The sequence below is a fragment of the Mycetocola sp. TRD_SC_2 genome, assembly GCF_055361225.1.
Genome location: NZ_CM143954.1, coordinates 2597516 through 2612664 on the forward strand (window position 1 = coordinate 2597516; position 15149 = coordinate 2612664).

A 15149-nucleotide genomic window follows, 5' to 3' on the forward strand; every position below is an offset into this window, starting at 1 on the left:
CTCGCATGGGGCGTGGCCGTCAGAAGGCAAAGCACACCAAGATTGCGCGTGAGCTGAAGTCGTTTAGTCCTGATGTGAACTACGACGCTCTTGAGCGCGAGCTCACGGGTCATTCACACGACGACACTTACAGCGACGAGGCGGCGAAGTGGTCGGAATACACCGACGACTTCCCAGCGGGAGAGCCCAAGCGGGCCTGAGCTCGACGTCGCTTGGTTGCTGAGCCCGTCGAAGTACGATCACCGGGGCGACCTATGCTCGCGCCGCTTTCCGGGCGTTCCACCATGCCCAGAATCGGGCGAGGAGTCGCTTCAGGGCGTTCGCCGCACGCTTCGCCCAGCGGAACTCCGTTCCGAGGATCGCGAGGCCGAGGAACACGACAAGCCATCCCGGTCCTGGCAGCGGCACGAGAACGAGCCCGAGAACCGCGATGACCCCACCGAGGATGCCGACGCTGATCCGGTGGATCGTGCGGAGTCTGGGGCGGGTGTCGATCCAGGAGCGGATGCTCCGAAGCATCCTGCGCACAGGCCGGTTCGGGTTTTCGCCGGCGGCGATGTCATCGTTCAGTTCGGCTTCGGAGACCATGCATTCACGGTAGAGCCCGGAACTGAGATTCTGCGGCGAAGTCAGGCTGTTGCGACGACGGTCCACGCGATGGCTGTCGCCACCGAGGCGATGCCCGTTGCTCCAGCGACGACCATCAGGAGTTCGTCCCGTGCCGCCTCGCGTACCTCGCTGAATACGCTCGTACGCCGTTCGTTGTGCCGTGTGATTACGCTCATGTTGTCTTCACTCCCTCGTAAACGACTGTTTCACGATTGAGGGACAACGCCGCAGCATTGACAGTGGAGCGATTTGTGCGATACGGCTCGCCGGGTGCCGCTCCCGCGGCTACGAGAGCTGGTTGCGCTCGACCCACTCGAGGTATTCCGGGGTCACCGTGCCGGTGACATAGTCACCGGTGAAGCAGCTCATCTCGAGTTCAGTGACGGAAGATCCCTGGATGATGGCCTGCTTCATGTCCTCGACCTCCTGGTAGATGAGGCGGTCAGCGCCCAGTTCCCGCGCGATCTCCGGAATCTTGCGGTTGTGGGCGACGAGCTCCGACCGCGACGGCATATTGATGCCGTACACGTGCGGGTAGCGCACGGGAGGGGCGGCCGAGGTGAACGTCACCTTATTGGCGCCGGCGGCACGGGCCATGTCGACGATCTCCTTCGACGTCGTCCCACGCACGATCGAATCATCGACGATAAGGATGTTTTTGCCCGTGAACTCCGTCGACATCGCGTTGAGCTTCTGCCGCACGCTCTTCTTGCGCTGTGCCTGGCCGGGCATGATGAAGGTGCGGCCCACGTACCGGTTCTTGTAGAAGCCTTCGCGGTACTCGATGCCGAGCTTCTGGGCGACCTGCATGGCCGCTGGCCGGGAGGAGTCTGGGATCGGCATGACGACGTCGATGTCACCCATCGGCGTATACTCGGCGATCGTGTCGGCGAGCCGGTCGCCGAGGCGAAGTCGAGCTTCGTAGACGGAGATACCGTTCATGACCGAGTCGGGGCGGGCGAGGTAGACGTACTCGAACGAACACGGCACAAGCCGCGGGTTCTTGGCGCACTGCCGGGAATACATCTCTCCCGACGTGGTGATGAAGATGGCTTCGCCCGGTGCAACCTCACGAACCACCTCGTAGCCGGCGCTCTCGAGCACGAGGGACTCCGACGTGACGATCCACTCGTCACCGAGCAGACCGGCAGCACGACGGCCGAGGATGAGGGGGCGGATGCCGTATGGGTCACGGAAGGCGAGCAGACCGTGACCGGCGATCATGGCGATCGCGGCGTAGGATCCCTCGACGCGCTCGTGCACCTGCGAGACAGCGGTGAAGACCTGGTCTGGGTCCAGTTCGAGCCCGGTGATCTGTGCCTGCAGCTCGGTGGCGAATACATTCAGCAGCATTTCGGTGTCGCTCGTGGAGTTCACGTGGCGGCGGTCGATGTGGAACAGGTCATCGGCCAGCTCGCGAGTGTTCGTGAGGTTTCCGTTGTGCACGAGGATGATGCCGTACGGCGCGTTCACGTAGAACGGCTGGGCTTCCTGCTCGTTGTCGGCGATGCCCTTGGTGGCGTACCGCACGTGGCCGAGGCCCATTTTGCCCTGGAGCGAGCGCATGTCGCGCGTGCGGAACGCCTCGCGCACCTGACCTTTGGCCTTGTGGATGTGGAAGGTGGGGCCGTCAGCGGTCGCGATCCCCGTGGAGTCCTGCCCGCGGTGCTGCAGCAGCAACAATGCGTCATAGACCTGCTGGTTGACCGGTTCCGGTGAGACGATGCCGACGATGCCGCACATACCTAGCGGGCTCCTTGCGTGGTGGTGATCTTAATGGGAGTAGCTTCCGACGAGGCGCACGGCGCCGCCGTCGACACCCTTCGCGCCCTGCTCAAAACCGATGAGGTCCCTGGTCGAGGTGTGTACGGTACCGACCTGCCAGGCGGGGATGCCGCCAGCGGTGAGGTCCGCAGTGATGGCGCTCGCGGCATCCGCTGACACGACGGCGAAGAATCCGACGCCGAGGTTCCAGGTTCCCTCGGCGCTTTCGAGCGTTGAGCCGGCCAGGTCGCTGAGCGCACGGAACACGGGAGCGGGTGACCAGGTGGTGCGATCGACCTCGACCCAGCTGCCGACGGGAAGCACGCGCGCCAGATTGGCGGCGATTCCACCTCCGGTGACATGGGAGAGGGAGTGAACGGCGCCCGGGTGGCGGCCGATCAGCTCGAGCAGCGGTGAGGTGTAGAGGCGGGTCGGCTCGAGGAGCACTTCGCCGACGACACCGCCGAGCTCGGCCGACGTGTCTGTGAACGCGATGTTCCGCTCGGCGAGGATGTGCCGCACGAGGGAGTAGCCGTTGGAGTGGAGCCCGGAGGACTCGAGCGCGATCACCGCGTCACCATCCTGGACGAGGTGGGCGCCGAGAAGGTCGTCCGCTTCGATCACACCAGTGGCTGCGCCGGCGACGTCGTAGTCATCCAGCCCGAGGAGGCCCGGGTGCTCTGCCGTTTCGCCGCCGACGAGTGCCGTACCGGTGGCCGAGCAGGCGCGAGCGATGCCCGCGACGATGTCGGCGATGCGCTGTGGAACCACTTTGCCGCACGCGATGTAGTCGGTCATGAACAGGGGCTTCGCTCCGACCACGACGATGTCGTCGACGACCATGCCGACGAGATCCTGCCCGATGGTGTCGTGCTTGTCGATGGCTTGGGCGATCGCGACCTTGGTACCGACTCCATCTGTCGACGTGGCGAGCAGCGGGCGGCGATAGGACGTGAGGAAGGAGACGTCGAAGAGACCCGCGAACCCGCCTACTCCGCCGAGGACCTCGGGACCGTGCGTGTTCGACACGGCGGACTTCATCAGCGAGACGGCGAGATCACCGGCGGCGGTATCAACACCAGCCTGCCGATAACTCGAGGAGGAGTCGTCGGCCGGGGTGGATGTGCTCACGCTTTGCCCTCGTTCGTGGTGGGAGAAGTCTGCGGGGGATTCTGCTCGAGAGCCGGTGCGGATGCCGCGTCGACGGCATCCGTTTCGATGTCGGCGGACGGGGCTGGAGCCTCGCGCACGTCCACCTTATCCGCTTCGAGGTAGCGCCTCTTCTTACTGCTCCTACGGTCGAGCAGGATCGCGATCGTCAGCGCGATGGCGATACCGACGACGACGCCGATGAGAAGGAGGAAACCGAAGATCTGCATTTGCGAATATTCGGCGAAGCCGTTGGCACGGGCGTATTCGAGGTCGCGTGGAATCGACACCGTGAGGATGAAGGCCACCACAGCACCGAGGAGCGCACCGAGCATGGCGAAGTTGGCGAACTTCGGAGAGCGCCTCACGGCCACACGCTGACGACCGTCCGGCGAAGCGGACGTGTTCGTGTCTGCGGGTGGGGAGTCTGGCGCAGGACGGGCTGGCTCAGTGTTCATACTCCTATTGTCGCCCATGAAACCGAGCGTGCGCTCCGCCGGGCGCTACCCTGATTCCATGATGGGCGCGACGACCAAGACCGGGTTTCTGGCCGGCTTCAGCATGGGCATCCGCCTCCTCGGGCGGGGCTTCCGGATGTGGAGCACGTCACCGCGGCTCATGTTCATCGGTGCGATCCCGGGACTCGTGACCCTCATCCTCATCGTCGCGGCGGCCATTGTGCTCGCGTTCAATCTCCAGAACATCGCCACTGCCGTCACGCCGTTCGCCGAGAACTGGGACGAGGTGTACCGGAACGGCATCCGTTTTCTCGTCATGGCCGCCCTCGTGGGCGCAGGCCTCCTTGTCTTCGTCTACAGCTACACGGCAATCACCCTGCTCATCGGCCAGCCGTTCTTCGAGAAGATCTCCGAGCGGGTCGAGCAGTCGCTCGGTGGCGTGCCGCACGAGGTCGAGGCACCGCTTCTCGCCTCGATCGCCCGGGGCATCGGAGAATCACTCCGGTTGCTTGTTGTCACCGTCGCGATCGGGCTCGGGCTCTTCGTGCTCGGGTTCATCCCGCTCATCGGCACGATCCTCGCCTGGATCCTGGGTGCGATCACCGGCGGCTGGTTCCTCGCGCTCGAGTTGTCGACGCCGGCATTCGAGCGCCGTGGCCTCGCACTCAAACAGCGCCGGAAGGCACTCGGTGCCCAGCGATCGACAACTCTCGGCTTCGGGATCGCCGTGTTCCTGCTCTTTCTGGTGCCGCTCGGCGCCCTCGTGACCATGCCAGCGGCCGCGGCGGGAGCAACGCTTCTCGCTCGCCGTTCGCTGGGCGAAACGCACAAACCCTGAGTTCGCGCCCGGTCAGGTTCCGATTCCGCGGACCACCGGGATGTGACCGGTGAGGTCGGCACGCTGCCCCGATGCCAGCACGGTTCCGGATGCCGCGGCGTCGGTCCACGACAACGCTCCGGTCGCGAGTGCGAGCCAGGTCTCGGCATCCGTCTCGATCACGTTCGGCGGGGTGCCTCGCGTGTGCCGAGGACCCTCGATGCACTGGACGGCGCCGAACGGGGGCACCCGCACTTCGAGGGTGTTGCCGCTCGAACGCTCAGCGAGCAGCTGGAGGGTGTAGCGAACGGCGGTCGCGATCTCGTCGCGCGACGCCGCCTCGCGAACGGCCAGGTCGACCGCTTCGCGCCCTACGTCATCAGGAATACGGGCACGTGCCATGCGCTCTAGGCTAGTACTCGTGAAGATCCTTGTCCTCGGTTCGGGCGCGCGAGAGCACGCCATCATCCTGTCCCTCCTCAGCGAAGAGGAAGAACACGACATCGTTGCGGCCCCGGGTAACGCGGGCATCGCGCAGGTCACCGAGACCGTAGCGCTCGATCCCAACGACCCCGTCGCCGTCGCGAACTTCGCGATCGCCGAAGCCATCGCCCTCGTCGTGATCGGGCCGGAGGCTCCCCTCGTTGCCGGTGTCGCCGACGAATTGCGTGAGCAGGGCATTCCCGTCTTCGGTCCCGGCAAGGCCGCCGCCGAGCTCGAGGGCTCGAAGACGTTCGCCAAGCGCGTGATGGACGAAGCCGGCGTTCCGACAGGACGCGCCCGCCGCGCTGGAACCCTCGCCGAGGTCGAGACGGCGATCGACGAGTTCGGTTCCCCTTACGTCGTCAAGGCCGACGGCCTCGCCGCAGGCAAGGGCGTTCTCGTCACCACCGATCGCGACGCAGCCATCGAACACGCCCGCACCTACCTCGACTTCGGCAGCGTCCTGGTCGAGGAGTTCCTCGACGGCCAGGAGGTTTCGCTGTTCTTCGTGAGCGACGGTCACACCGTTGTTCCACTCTCCCCCGCGCAGGACTACAAGCGCCTCGCCGATAACGACGAAGGCCCGAACACCGGCGGCATGGGTGCGTACTCACCGCTCCCCTGGCTCGACGAGACCTTCGGCAGCGAAGAAGCCTTCATCACCGAGGTGCTCGAGACCATCGCGAAGCCCGTCGTGGCCCAGCTCGCCGAGGAGCAGACGCCGTTCATCGGGCTGCTCTACGCCGGTCTCATCCTGACCTCGCGTCGCGAGAACGACGCTGACCATGGCATCCGGGTCATCGAATTCAATGCCCGCTTCGGCGATCCCGAGACGCAGGTCGTTCTGCCCCGCCTCACGTCGCCCCTGTCGTCACTGCTCTACGCTGCGGCAACCGGGACGCTCGCCGACAGAGACCGCCCGACGTTCGCCGCGGCATCCGCCGTCACCGTTGTGCTCGCGAGCGAGAACTACCCGGGCACTCCCGTCACCGGACGCCCCCTCGGCACGTTCACCGATGCGGATGCCGTTCCCGGCGTCCACCTCGCCCATGCTGCTACGGCGCAGTCAGGCGACCAGCTCGTGTCGACCGGTGGTCGCGTTCTCAGCGTGGTCGCGCTCGGCGACGACTTCACTGAGGCTCGCGCCCGTGCGTATCGGGTCATCGGCAACATTTCCCTCGAGGGTTCGCAGTACCGGACCGACATCGCGGCCCGCGTCGCGCGCTGACGCGAGAGTGCAGTTACGCACTCTAAATCCCAAAAACTCGGTGTTTTGAGTGCGTAACTGCCATGTCGATACAACCGTCATCACGACCGCACACCGCGTGCACCCCGTGACGCGATAATGGACGGGTGAGCACATCGACGAATCTGCCCGGCTGGACCCACCTCTACTCAGGCAAGGTCCGCGACCTCTACGAGCGCCCGGGCGACTCGGACTCCCTCCTCGTCGTCGCGAGCGACCGGGTCAGCGCCTTCGACCACGTGCTCTCCCCCGGCATCCCCGGCAAGGGCGAACTCCTCACCACGCTCAGCCTGTGGTGGTTCGACCGCCTCGACGTGCCCAACCACCTCCTCGCCGAGAAGGCGCTCGGCGACGACGGCACGGTGACCGACCTCATCCCTGCCGAGGTCGCCGGTCGGGCAATGCTCGTGAAGAAGCTCGACATGTTCCCGGTCGAATGTGTCGTGCGCGGCTACCTCACCGGATCCGGCTGGAAGGAATACGTCGCGTCCAGAAGCGTCTGCGGCATCCCCCTCCCCGACGGACTACAGAACGGTGACCGCCTGCCCGAACCGCTCTACACCCCGGCATACAAGGCTCCGATGGGTGAGCATGACGAGAACATCTCGTTCGAGCAGAGCATCGAGCTGGTCGGTGAGGCGGATGCCACGGCGTTGCGTGACGCGTCCCTCGCGATCTACGCACAGGCATCCGCCATTGCAGAAGAACGGGGCGTGATCCTCGCGGACACCAAATTCGAGTTCGGTCGAGACCCGGTCAATGGCGCCCTGACCCTCGGTGACGAGGTGCTGACGTCCGACTCGTCGCGGTACTGGGACGCGAACACCTACGCAACCGCTGAGACGGCAGAGGCGCGCATGGCGAGCTTCGACAAGCAGATCGTCCGCGACTGGCTCGCGGCGAACTGGGACCAGGCCGGAGACCCGCCTGGACTGCCGACAGAGATAGTCGAAAAAACGACAGCGCGCTACCGCGAATTGCTGGAGCGACTGACGGCGTAAGGTTTCGAGAGATGTCTGAACTCTCTCCCAAAGAATCCACCGCCACCCGCGTCAAGTGGGAGAGCTTCTGGGTCTGCGCCGGTGTGGCCAGCCTCACGATCCTCGACCTGTCCAAGGTCAACGTCGGCCTGCCGTCGATCGAGGAGTCCCTCGGCGGCGGTGCCACCGAGCTGCAGCTCATCGTCGCCGGCTATGCGCTCGCGTTCGGTCTCGCGCTTGTCCCGGCCGGCCGATTGGGTGACATCCGTTCCCGTCGCAATATGTTCCTCATCGGGCTGACCTCGTTCATGCTCGCGAGCCTTCTGTGCGCGATCGCCCCCACCATCGAAGTCCTCGTGATCGGCCGTATCCTGCAGGGCGTTGCCGCGGGTATTCAAATGCCACAGGTCCTCGGCCTGATCCAGCAGTTGTTCCAGGGCAGGGAGCGCGGCAAAGCGTTCGGGCTTTTCGGGGCAACGATCGGACTGTCCACGGCATTTGGGCCAACGATCGGCGGTCTATTGATCGCGGTCGGAGGGCTGGAGAACGGCTGGCGACTCCTGTTCTGGATGAACATTCCGCTCGGCCTCATCGCGATCTGGTTCGCGTGGCGACTTCTGCCGCGCAAGCAAATCCATGACGCCGATGTGAAGAGCCTCGACGTGACGGGCATCCTGCTCCTCGGCACCGCGACGTTCAGCCTCATGCTGCCGTTCGTGCTCACCACCGGAGGACCGGACGACGACCCGAACCGCTGGTTCTGGCTGATCGGTTTCGTCGTCGCAGCGGCCGCCTTCGTCTGGTGGGAACGTCGGTATCTGCGAATCGGCAAGTCTCCCGTCGTGCACTTCGGGCTGCTGCGCCTGTCGTCGTACCGGAACGGGATCCTCATCGCCACCGCGTACTTCGCAGCGATCCCGGCGATGTTCCTCATCGTCACGCTGTTCCTGCAGCAGGGCCTTGGTCTCGAAGCAGTCTTCGCCGGCATGGTCTCCATCCCGTTCGCACTCGCCTCCGCCGTCACCTCCTGGCTCGGCGGACGCCTCGTGAACACCTACGGCCGCCCCATCGTCGTCCTCGGTGTTGCACTCGCCGGAATCGGTATCGGCGCCACTCTTCCCATCGCAGCTTTCGCCTCCGAAGAGTGGACGCCGTGGCTCATGGCCGCCGTGCTCACCGTCGCCGGTGCCGGTGGCGGTTTCGTCATCTCTCCGAACCAGACCCTCACCCTGCAGGACGTGCCGATCACCCAGGGTGGCGTCGCCGGCTCCGTCGCACAGGTCGGCCAGCGCGTGGGAACCGCGATCGGTGTCGCCGTCGCGTCGAGCACATTCTTCGCCACGCTCTATGCCGAGCAGGGACTCGCCAACCCCGTGACGATCTACCGGGACGCCTACGGGCGCGGCACGACGATCATCGTCGCCCTGCTCGGGGTCGCCTTGATCCTCAGCCTGCTCGACCTGCGCAAGCGCGCACAGGCTTCGTCCTGACGTGTGCCATGCCTGACGATTCACTCCTCGTCATCGTTCGCCGCGAGTACTCCGACCCAGACACAGTTCGGCTGATCGGCCAGCTTCAGGACCTCTATACCCGGGTCTACGGGGGCCCTGATCGCAGCCCGATCGACGGTGCCGAATTCGTGCCACCTCGCGGCGCGGTCGCGGTCGGGTATGTGGACGACGAACCCGTGGCCATGGGTCTCTGGAGGCGAGTTGGCGAGAATCATGGGGAGCTCAAACGTATGTTCGTCGACGACAGTCACCGTGGCAATGGCTACTCACGCACGATGCTGCGCTGGCTCGAGGATTCGGCGCGCGAGCACGGTGTGACGTTCATGATCCTGGAAACCAACGAGAACCATCCGGAAGCGATCGCGCTGTACCGTTCGGCCGGGTATTCCGACATCCCGAACTACGGCCATTACGCCAACAATCTGAAAACGGTCTCGCTCGGTCGGGAGCTCTGATCAGCACGGGAGCACTTGCTAAATGTTGTTGCTACAACTATTGTAGATAACACCATGAACACGACACCGACTGCAGACAAGCTCGCCGCCGACACCGCCATGGGTCCTGTGACCCTCCTCGTGGCCGATCTCGACGCGATGACGACCTACTACACGGATGCCGTCACCCTGCGTCCCCTCTCGTTCACCGGCAACACCGTCACGCTCGGTCGCGGCGGAGTGCCAGCCGTGATCCTCGAGCACGCACCCGACCTCAAGCACGCCGCACCCGGCTCCGCGGGCCTGTTCCACACCGCCATCGTTTTCGAGACCCAGGCCGCACTCGCCGCCGCGCTGTACTCGGTCGCCCGCAAGGCACCCGGCACCTTCACCGGCAGCGCCGACCACCTCGTCAGCCAGGCGTTCTACTTCACCGACCCCGAGGGCAACGGCGTAGAGCTGTACTGGGACCGCGATCGCACCGAGTGGAGCTGGGTCCACGGCCAGGTCGAAATGGCCACACTGTATCTCGATCCCAACGAATACCTCTCGGAGCATCTCACCGAACAGGGGCAGACGATCCCGGGCGACGAATCTGTCTTCGGTAGCGCCCGCATCGGCCACGTTCACCTGTCCGTCGGTGACGTGGCATCCGCCCGGTCGTTCTACGTGGACACGCTCGGCTTCGACGCCACGGCGTCGCTCGGTAACCAGGCACTCTTCGTCTCCGCCGGTGGCTACCACCACCACATGGCGATGAACGTCTGGAACTCGCGTGGCGCAGGCCCCCGTATGCCGGCGCTCGGACTCGGCCGCATCGACATTCAGGTCGGCGAGACGGATGCCGTGGGCGAGCTCTCCGAGCGGCTCACGCACCACAGAATCCAGACCCGCAACGACGGACGAACGTTGAGCTTCGATGACCCGTGGGCGAACCTCATCCGCGTCACCGTCTAGTTTCCCCAGCCGCGATTCACACCCGTGGGTCGATACCGACCCGCGGGTACAGGCCGGATCCCGCGCATTCGAAGGCCTCGTCGAGTTGTGCGAGCGGGAACGTCTTTCCCACGAGCTCCGCAAACGGATGGCTGTGCCACGCCTCGCTCAGATAGTCGATGGCCTGCTGCAGGTGCCTGCCCGAGTAGTTGTGCACTCCCCGGACCGTCAGCGAATTCCGCACGAGCAGCTCCGGGTCGAGCGCGACCTCACCGCCGGGTGACACGCTGCCGACGAGCACGACGATCCCGCCGACCCCTACCGCTCGCAGCGCGGAGCGAACTGCGGTGGGCGACCCCGAGGTCTCGAGCACGACGAGCGGCTCGGCGGCACCGGCAGCAGCAGACGCGGCGAGCACTCCCCCGAGGCCGGTGACCGCGAGGTAGCCGACACCCGGGTCGGCTACGGCGTCCGCCCCGAAGTCAAAGGCGGCACTCCTGCGCAGGGGATTCGGATCCGACACGATCACGCGCGCACCGGCATCCGTCGCCATCGCGGTCGCGGTGAGCCCGGGCATCCCAGCGCCAAGCACGAGTACCGTCGCCCCGGCAAGAGCAACGTGAGCGGATGCCGCCTCCAGCGCAGCAGCGACGGTCGCGGTCGCGCACGACGCAGGGGCTGCGACACGGGCGGGCAGGCTCTCCCCGACGAGCACAACGGCTGATCCGGCACGCACCTGAACGTGGCTGGCGAAACCTCCGCTCAGCTCCCACCCACGGTGCACGCGGTCGTGGCCATATCGGGCAAGGGTGCGGCATTTCTGGGTCAGGCCGCGAGAGCAGCGATCGCAGTTGCCGCAACTGACCGTCACCGACCACGCCACGCGCATCCCGGCGACGATCGGCGTTCCCGACCACGAAACGGCGCCCTCACCGACCGCAACGACCCTGCCGACCTGCTCGTGCCCAAGAATCACCGGCGTCGGTGCCTCCCTCTGGCCGAGCACGGTGTGCACGTCGGAGCGGCAGATCGTCGCGAGCTCCACTTCGACGAGCAACTCGCCCTGCCCGAGCGACACACCGGGAACGGCGAGCGCCTCGTGCGGTGAACCTTTGCCTTGCCACACCATCGCGAACGGTGACGGGCGCACAAGGACATCACGCCCTACCTCAGAAATTAGTTGTCGCGTCATTGCGGTCCTCCCCCTCGTTGCACCTCACGCTAGGGAGACTGGCCCAACGGCAACTCGTCATCGGGTAAAGCGCCGGTGAACCGAGCGCAACGTCTTGGGGTCAACCCGGAGCTTCCACACCGAGTCGAGTTGGTACTGTCGTACCCCACGACTGAAGGGGACCCCGTGCCACTCGATCCGTACTTCCGCGACATGTACCTGGCTCGGCGCCGCGACATGATCGCTGAGACGCGAGGCGTCGTCACCGGATTCCTGACCGGGATCATCGCGAAGCTCTTCCCGTGGCGACGTGCCGGCTCCCGCCGTGCGCTCGTCGAATCCCCGTCGCGCACCGTCGGAACGACAGCGGCCGGGACGGCAGTGGCGGGCGCCGAAGCATCCCGGGCCCCCGCTGCAATCGGACCGAAACCTCCGCTGTCACCGGAGGAGAAGGCGAAGCGCAAAACTCCCGGGTGGAAGAGACGCAACGCGAAGAAATGGGACGCCAAACTGTACGGTCGCGTCGGACTCACCCCTCCAGACGTCGACACGACGGATGTCACGGTGGAGGTTCCCGGGTATCCCGCGGCCCGGGTGCGGATCTACCGACCGCTCGGCAGCGAAAACGATGGGCTCCCGGCGGTCCTGGCATTCTTCGGTGGGTCATTCCAGCTCGGCGGGGTCGACTACACGAGCGTCGACGCGACGTTCCGCATGCGAACCGCCGACGCGAACGTCATCCATGTCGCCGTTGACTACGCTCTCGCTCCCGAACACCGGTACCCGACCCAGATCGAGCAGGGCTATGCCGCCCTCGACTGGTTGTTCCGCAGGGCCAGCGACTTCGGCATCGACTCCGACCGGATCGGGATCAACGGCACGTCGTCCGGAGGCAACATCGCCGCCGCGGTAACGCTCCTCAACCGCGACCGCGCCAACCACCCGCTGCAACTGCAGATCCTCGAGGTTCCTGTCACCGACCTCACCGGGAAAAGCATCGACCTCGGCCCGATCCGCGAGATGCGCATCCCTGTGTTTCTCGCGCGGCGCGAGCTGGTCCAGGTCGCGAACGCCTACCTCGGCGACCGGTCCCGCGCACGGCAGCCGTACGCCTCGCCGCTTCGGGCCTCGTCGCACGCGGGTTTGCCACCCGCCGTCATCCTCACCTCCGAATACGACGCACTCCGCAAGGACGGCGAGGCCTACGCACTCGCCTTGCGCTCAAGCGGCGTCGAGGCAAGCGCCGTCCGCTACTCGGGCGCAACGCATGAGGCAGCGATGTACACGAAGGTGGTGCCGCTCGCCCGTCGCTGGCACGCAGACGTCGTTACTGCCCTGCGCACGCTGCACGAATAGATCCTCAGGCGGGCCGGATGTAGCCGCGTTCGCGGGCGGATGCCACGGCGGCAGTTCGCGACGACACCTGCAGTTTCGTGAAGATGTGTACGAGGTGGCTCTTCACTGTTGCCTCGGACAAAAACAGGGTGCGGGCGATATCGCGATTGGACCGCCCGTCGGCGACGAGGCCGAGCACTTCTGCCTCGCGGCCGGTGAGCGCTCCGTCCGCGGAGTTCTGCCGCGCTTCGAGCCGTCCGGCGACGGCGGGGGCGAGTGCGCTTTCGCCCCGGGCAGCGGATCGCACGGCGGCGATGAGTTCGGCCGGGGGCGCATCCTTCAGCAGGTAGCCCGAAGCGCCCGCCTCGACCGCGCCGAGGATGTCGGCATCCGTGTCGTAGTTCGTGAGCACGAGGACGTGCGGCGCTCCTGGCATCTCGCGAATCCGGCGGGTGGCTTCGGCGCCCTGCATGCCGCCACCGAACTGCAGGTCCATCAGGACGATGTCGACACCGGCCTCGCTTTGCTCGACCGCGCTTTCACCGGTCGCTGCCTCACCGACGACGTCGAGGTCGGATTCGGTCGCGAACAGCGCGCGGAGCCCGGCACGCACCACCGGATGGTCGTCGGCGATCAGGAGGCGGATCATGCCCGAACTCCTGGCCGCGACGCGTCAACCGGGGTGACCTCGCGGACCGGGATTGTCACGGCAAGGGCCGTCCCCTCACCGGGGTCGGACTCGACGCTGAGAACGCCGCGGAGCGACGCGACCCGCTGGCTGATGGCGCGCAGCCCGAACGAAACGTCGGCGTTGCCGACCGGAGCAGCGTCCGGGTCGAACCCGATACCGTCATCGACGATGTCGAGCGACACACTGTCGGACTGGTAGGTCAGTGTGATGTCAGCCCGGCTGGCTCGCGCGTGCCGCACGACGTTGGCGATCGCTCCCTGCGCGATTCGGAGCAGCGTGGCGTTGACGTTCATCGGCAACGGCACCGGGTCACCCTCGAGCTGGAAATTGACGGCGGCAGGTGTTCCCGAGGCACGGAGGGTGTCGGCGGTGGAGTCGGCCAGTCGCGCCAGCGCACCGGGCAACGTGCGATCGTCGAGCGCCGGCGGGGTGAGTTCACGGATGATCCTGCGGGTGTCGACGAGCGATTCCGCTGCGGTCTGCCGGGCGAGCTGGAGTTGTTCGAGACCCGGCCGATCGCCGTCAAGCCGTTCGGCGGCGTGCAGGAGGAGCTGGATGCTCGACAGGCCCTGAGCGACGGTGTCGTGGATCTCACGGGCAAGTCGCTCACGCTCGGCGAGCATCCCCGCCGCCCGCTCGGCCGTTGCGAGCTCACCCCGGGTCTCGACGAGTTCCGTGATGAGCTGCTGACGTTCCTCAGCCTCACGGTAGAGCGACTGATACCCGAACCCGATCGCGACGGCGACACCAGCTCCGATCATCGGGCCGATCACACCGCCGACGGTGAACCCCGAGTGAAGGCTGATCGCGACGATCGACAACGCTGTTGATACCGCGACGGCGCCGAGCGCCACCCGGGAGGGAAGAAGCTGAAGATAGAGGAAGAAGAGCGGAAAGACGATGAACGCAGCATCCGGTGTCAGCCACATCAGGCAGAGCCACAGCACGCTGAGCGACCCGACCCAAAGCCAGGGAACCCATCGCGACGAGCGGATGCTGTCCGGCCGCAGGTGAGCGAGGAGGGAGCCACCGAGATACACGGCGAGAAGGCTCGTGGCGAGGGCGTGGATCTGTGCACTGCCCGGCGCCTCGGTCAGAACGGAACGAACGAGAACAACGGCGATGAGCGCGATCAGCAGCGAGTGCAGCGACCAGCGCAGGCCCGCGAAAACGGGAGTGAGGGCGGAGTGGTTCATGGTCTCCCTTTCCCCGAAAGCCTACGTCTGGCCGCTCCAGGCGGCATCCATCGATAGTTCGAGGTGCCGGTAGGATGGGAAAACCCCCTACCTCGAACTCCCGGGAGTCATGCCGTGCCCACAATTCTCGTCGAAGTCATGCCGAAGGCTGAACTGCTGGACCCGCAGGGTAAGGCGGTTTCGGGCGCTCTGACCCGGCTCGGCAAGTCCGAATTCACCGATGTGCGCATCGGCAAGCGCTTCGAACTCACCGTCGATGGCCCGATCACGGATGCGATCCGTGCCGATGTTCAGAAGATCGCCGACGAAATCCTGTCGAACTCGGTTATCGAAGACGTCGTCGCGATCACCTACCCGGAGGCCGAGTAG

At 65.8% G+C, this 15149-nt stretch carries 18 protein-coding genes; 9 read left to right on the forward strand and 9 right to left on the reverse strand.

What is annotated here, in order from left to right; all coding sequences use genetic code 11:
• Positions 1 to 5: 5 nt before the first annotated feature.
• On the forward strand, positions 6 to 200 hold the full coding sequence (locus tag ACWA1Q_RS12415) for a DUF3073 domain-containing protein (protein WP_121671734.1): 195 nt from the start codon (positions 6 to 8) through the stop codon (positions 198 to 200).
• Positions 201 to 252: 52 nt separating this feature from the next.
• Here the strand turns inward: ACWA1Q_RS12415 and ACWA1Q_RS12420 are convergent, their stop codons facing one another.
• From ACWA1Q_RS12420 to ACWA1Q_RS12440, 5 genes are all read right to left on the reverse strand, one after another.
• Positions 253 to 588, reverse strand: a complete 336-nt coding sequence (locus tag ACWA1Q_RS12420; RefSeq protein ID WP_463757737.1) for a TIGR02611 family protein — start codon at positions 586 to 588, stop codon at positions 253 to 255.
• Positions 589 to 629: 41 nt separating this feature from the next.
• Complete coding sequence (locus tag ACWA1Q_RS12425; protein ID WP_463757739.1) at positions 630 to 785, reverse strand: hypothetical protein; 156 nt, start codon at positions 783 to 785, stop codon at positions 630 to 632.
• Between the two features lie 109 nt (positions 786 to 894).
• A complete protein-coding gene (gene purF / locus ACWA1Q_RS12430) occupies positions 895 to 2352 on the reverse strand; it encodes an amidophosphoribosyltransferase (protein WP_463757741.1) in 1458 nt (485 codons plus the stop codon).
• 30 nt (positions 2353 to 2382) lie between these two features.
• Positions 2383 to 3504, reverse strand: a complete 1122-nt coding sequence (gene purM, locus ACWA1Q_RS12435) for a phosphoribosylformylglycinamidine cyclo-ligase (RefSeq protein ID WP_463757742.1) — start codon at positions 3502 to 3504, stop codon at positions 2383 to 2385.
• Positions 3501 to 3890, reverse strand: coding sequence for a potassium transporter Trk (locus ACWA1Q_RS12440; RefSeq protein WP_463757744.1), 390 nt, complete (start codon positions 3888 to 3890; stop codon positions 3501 to 3503). Before ACWA1Q_RS12440 ends, purM begins: the two co-directional genes overlap by 4 nt.
• Before the next feature lie 148 nt (positions 3891 to 4038).
• Here ACWA1Q_RS12440 and ACWA1Q_RS12445 point away from each other — a divergent pair, with 148 nt between their 5' ends.
• Positions 4039 to 4818 carry an EI24 domain-containing protein gene (locus tag ACWA1Q_RS12445; RefSeq protein ID WP_463757745.1) on the forward strand — a complete coding sequence of 260 codons (780 nt, stop codon included), beginning with the start codon at positions 4039 to 4041 and terminating at the stop codon, positions 4816 to 4818.
• Between the two features lie 12 nt (positions 4819 to 4830).
• On the opposite strand, the gene ACWA1Q_RS12450 is transcribed toward ACWA1Q_RS12445, so the two are convergent.
• Positions 4831 to 5199, reverse strand: coding sequence for a sterol carrier family protein (locus tag ACWA1Q_RS12450; RefSeq protein ID WP_463757747.1), 369 nt, complete (start codon positions 5197 to 5199; stop codon positions 4831 to 4833).
• 19 nt (positions 5200 to 5218) lie between these two features.
• Here ACWA1Q_RS12450 and purD point away from each other — a divergent pair, with 19 nt between their 5' ends.
• The 5 genes from purD (at position 5219) to ACWA1Q_RS12475 (ending at position 10408) form a co-directional block, all read left to right on the forward strand.
• Positions 5219 to 6508: a phosphoribosylamine--glycine ligase gene (gene purD / locus ACWA1Q_RS12455; protein WP_463757748.1), complete on the forward strand. Its 1290-nt coding sequence runs from the start codon at positions 5219 to 5221 to the stop codon at positions 6506 to 6508.
• A gap of 125 nt (positions 6509 to 6633) precedes the next feature.
• Complete coding sequence (locus tag ACWA1Q_RS12460; protein WP_463757749.1) at positions 6634 to 7527, forward strand: phosphoribosylaminoimidazolesuccinocarboxamide synthase; 894 nt, start codon at positions 6634 to 6636, stop codon at positions 7525 to 7527.
• 11 nt (positions 7528 to 7538) lie between these two features.
• The gene (locus ACWA1Q_RS12465; RefSeq protein WP_463757751.1) at positions 7539 to 8996 is read left to right on the forward strand and encodes an MFS transporter; all 1458 of its coding nucleotides are present in this window, start codon (positions 7539 to 7541) and stop codon (positions 8994 to 8996) included.
• An 8-nt stretch (positions 8997 to 9004) separates the two neighbouring features.
• Entirely contained in the window at positions 9005 to 9472 is a 468-nt protein-coding gene (locus ACWA1Q_RS12470; RefSeq protein ID WP_463757753.1) for a GNAT family N-acetyltransferase, read from the forward strand.
• Positions 9473 to 9526: 54 nt separating this feature from the next.
• Positions 9527 to 10408 carry a VOC family protein gene (locus tag ACWA1Q_RS12475; protein ID WP_463757754.1) on the forward strand — a complete coding sequence of 294 codons (882 nt, stop codon included), beginning with the start codon at positions 9527 to 9529 and terminating at the stop codon, positions 10406 to 10408.
• Positions 10409 to 10424: 16 nt separating this feature from the next.
• On the opposite strand, the gene ACWA1Q_RS12480 is transcribed toward ACWA1Q_RS12475, so the two are convergent.
• Complete coding sequence (locus ACWA1Q_RS12480; protein ID WP_463757756.1) at positions 10425 to 11579, reverse strand: alcohol dehydrogenase catalytic domain-containing protein; 1155 nt, start codon at positions 11577 to 11579, stop codon at positions 10425 to 10427.
• Positions 11580 to 11744: 165 nt separating this feature from the next.
• Between ACWA1Q_RS12480 and ACWA1Q_RS12485 the strand changes: the two genes are divergently transcribed.
• The gene (locus ACWA1Q_RS12485; RefSeq protein ID WP_463757757.1) at positions 11745 to 12914 is read left to right on the forward strand and encodes an alpha/beta hydrolase; all 1170 of its coding nucleotides are present in this window, start codon (positions 11745 to 11747) and stop codon (positions 12912 to 12914) included.
• A 4-nt stretch (positions 12915 to 12918) separates the two neighbouring features.
• Here ACWA1Q_RS12485 and ACWA1Q_RS12490 read toward each other — a convergent pair whose 3' ends face one another.
• Positions 12919 to 13542 (reverse strand): response regulator, encoded by a 624-nt coding sequence (locus ACWA1Q_RS12490; RefSeq protein WP_463757759.1) that lies wholly within the window; start codon positions 13540 to 13542, stop codon positions 12919 to 12921.
• Complete coding sequence (locus ACWA1Q_RS12495) at positions 13539 to 14780, reverse strand: sensor histidine kinase (RefSeq protein ID WP_463757760.1); 1242 nt, start codon at positions 14778 to 14780, stop codon at positions 13539 to 13541. Before ACWA1Q_RS12495 ends, ACWA1Q_RS12490 begins: the two co-directional genes overlap by 4 nt.
• A gap of 114 nt (positions 14781 to 14894) precedes the next feature.
• Between ACWA1Q_RS12495 and purS the strand changes: the two genes are divergently transcribed.
• Positions 14895 to 15149: a phosphoribosylformylglycinamidine synthase subunit PurS gene (purS, locus tag ACWA1Q_RS12500; protein ID WP_463757762.1), complete on the forward strand. Its 255-nt coding sequence runs from the start codon at positions 14895 to 14897 to the stop codon at positions 15147 to 15149.

Excerpts from the sequence above, each read along its gene's own strand:
- ACWA1Q_RS12415 (WP_121671734.1), top strand. The coding sequence starts at position 6 with ATGGGGCGTGGCCGTCAGAAGGCAAAGCACACCAAGATTGCGCGTGAG.
- ACWA1Q_RS12420 (WP_463757737.1), bottom strand. The coding sequence starts at position 588 with ATGGTCTCCGAAGCCGAACTGAACGATGACATCGCCGCCGGCGAAAAC.
- ACWA1Q_RS12445 (WP_463757745.1), top strand. The coding sequence starts at position 4,039 with ATGATGGGCGCGACGACCAAGACCGGGTTTCTGGCCGGCTTCAGCATG.
- ACWA1Q_RS12495 (WP_463757760.1), bottom strand. The coding sequence starts at position 14,780 with ATGAACCACTCCGCCCTCACTCCCGTTTTCGCGGGCCTGCGCTGGTCG.
- ACWA1Q_RS12465 (WP_463757751.1), top strand. The coding sequence starts at position 7,539 with ATGTCTGAACTCTCTCCCAAAGAATCCACCGCCACCCGCGTCAAGTGG.
- ACWA1Q_RS12450 (WP_463757747.1), bottom strand. The coding sequence starts at position 5,199 with ATGGCACGTGCCCGTATTCCTGATGACGTAGGGCGCGAAGCGGTCGAC.
- ACWA1Q_RS12490 (WP_463757759.1), bottom strand. The coding sequence starts at position 13,542 with ATGATCCGCCTCCTGATCGCCGACGACCATCCGGTGGTGCGTGCCGGG.
- purF (WP_463757741.1), bottom strand. The coding sequence starts at position 2,352 with ATGTGCGGCATCGTCGGCATCGTCTCACCGGAACCGGTCAACCAGCAG.
- ACWA1Q_RS12480 (WP_463757756.1), bottom strand. The coding sequence starts at position 11,579 with ATGACGCGACAACTAATTTCTGAGGTAGGGCGTGATGTCCTTGTGCGC.
- ACWA1Q_RS12425 (WP_463757739.1), bottom strand. The coding sequence starts at position 785 with ATGAGCGTAATCACACGGCACAACGAACGGCGTACGAGCGTATTCAGC.
- ACWA1Q_RS12470 (WP_463757753.1), top strand. The coding sequence starts at position 9,005 with ATGCCTGACGATTCACTCCTCGTCATCGTTCGCCGCGAGTACTCCGAC.
- ACWA1Q_RS12475 (WP_463757754.1), top strand. The coding sequence starts at position 9,527 with ATGAACACGACACCGACTGCAGACAAGCTCGCCGCCGACACCGCCATG.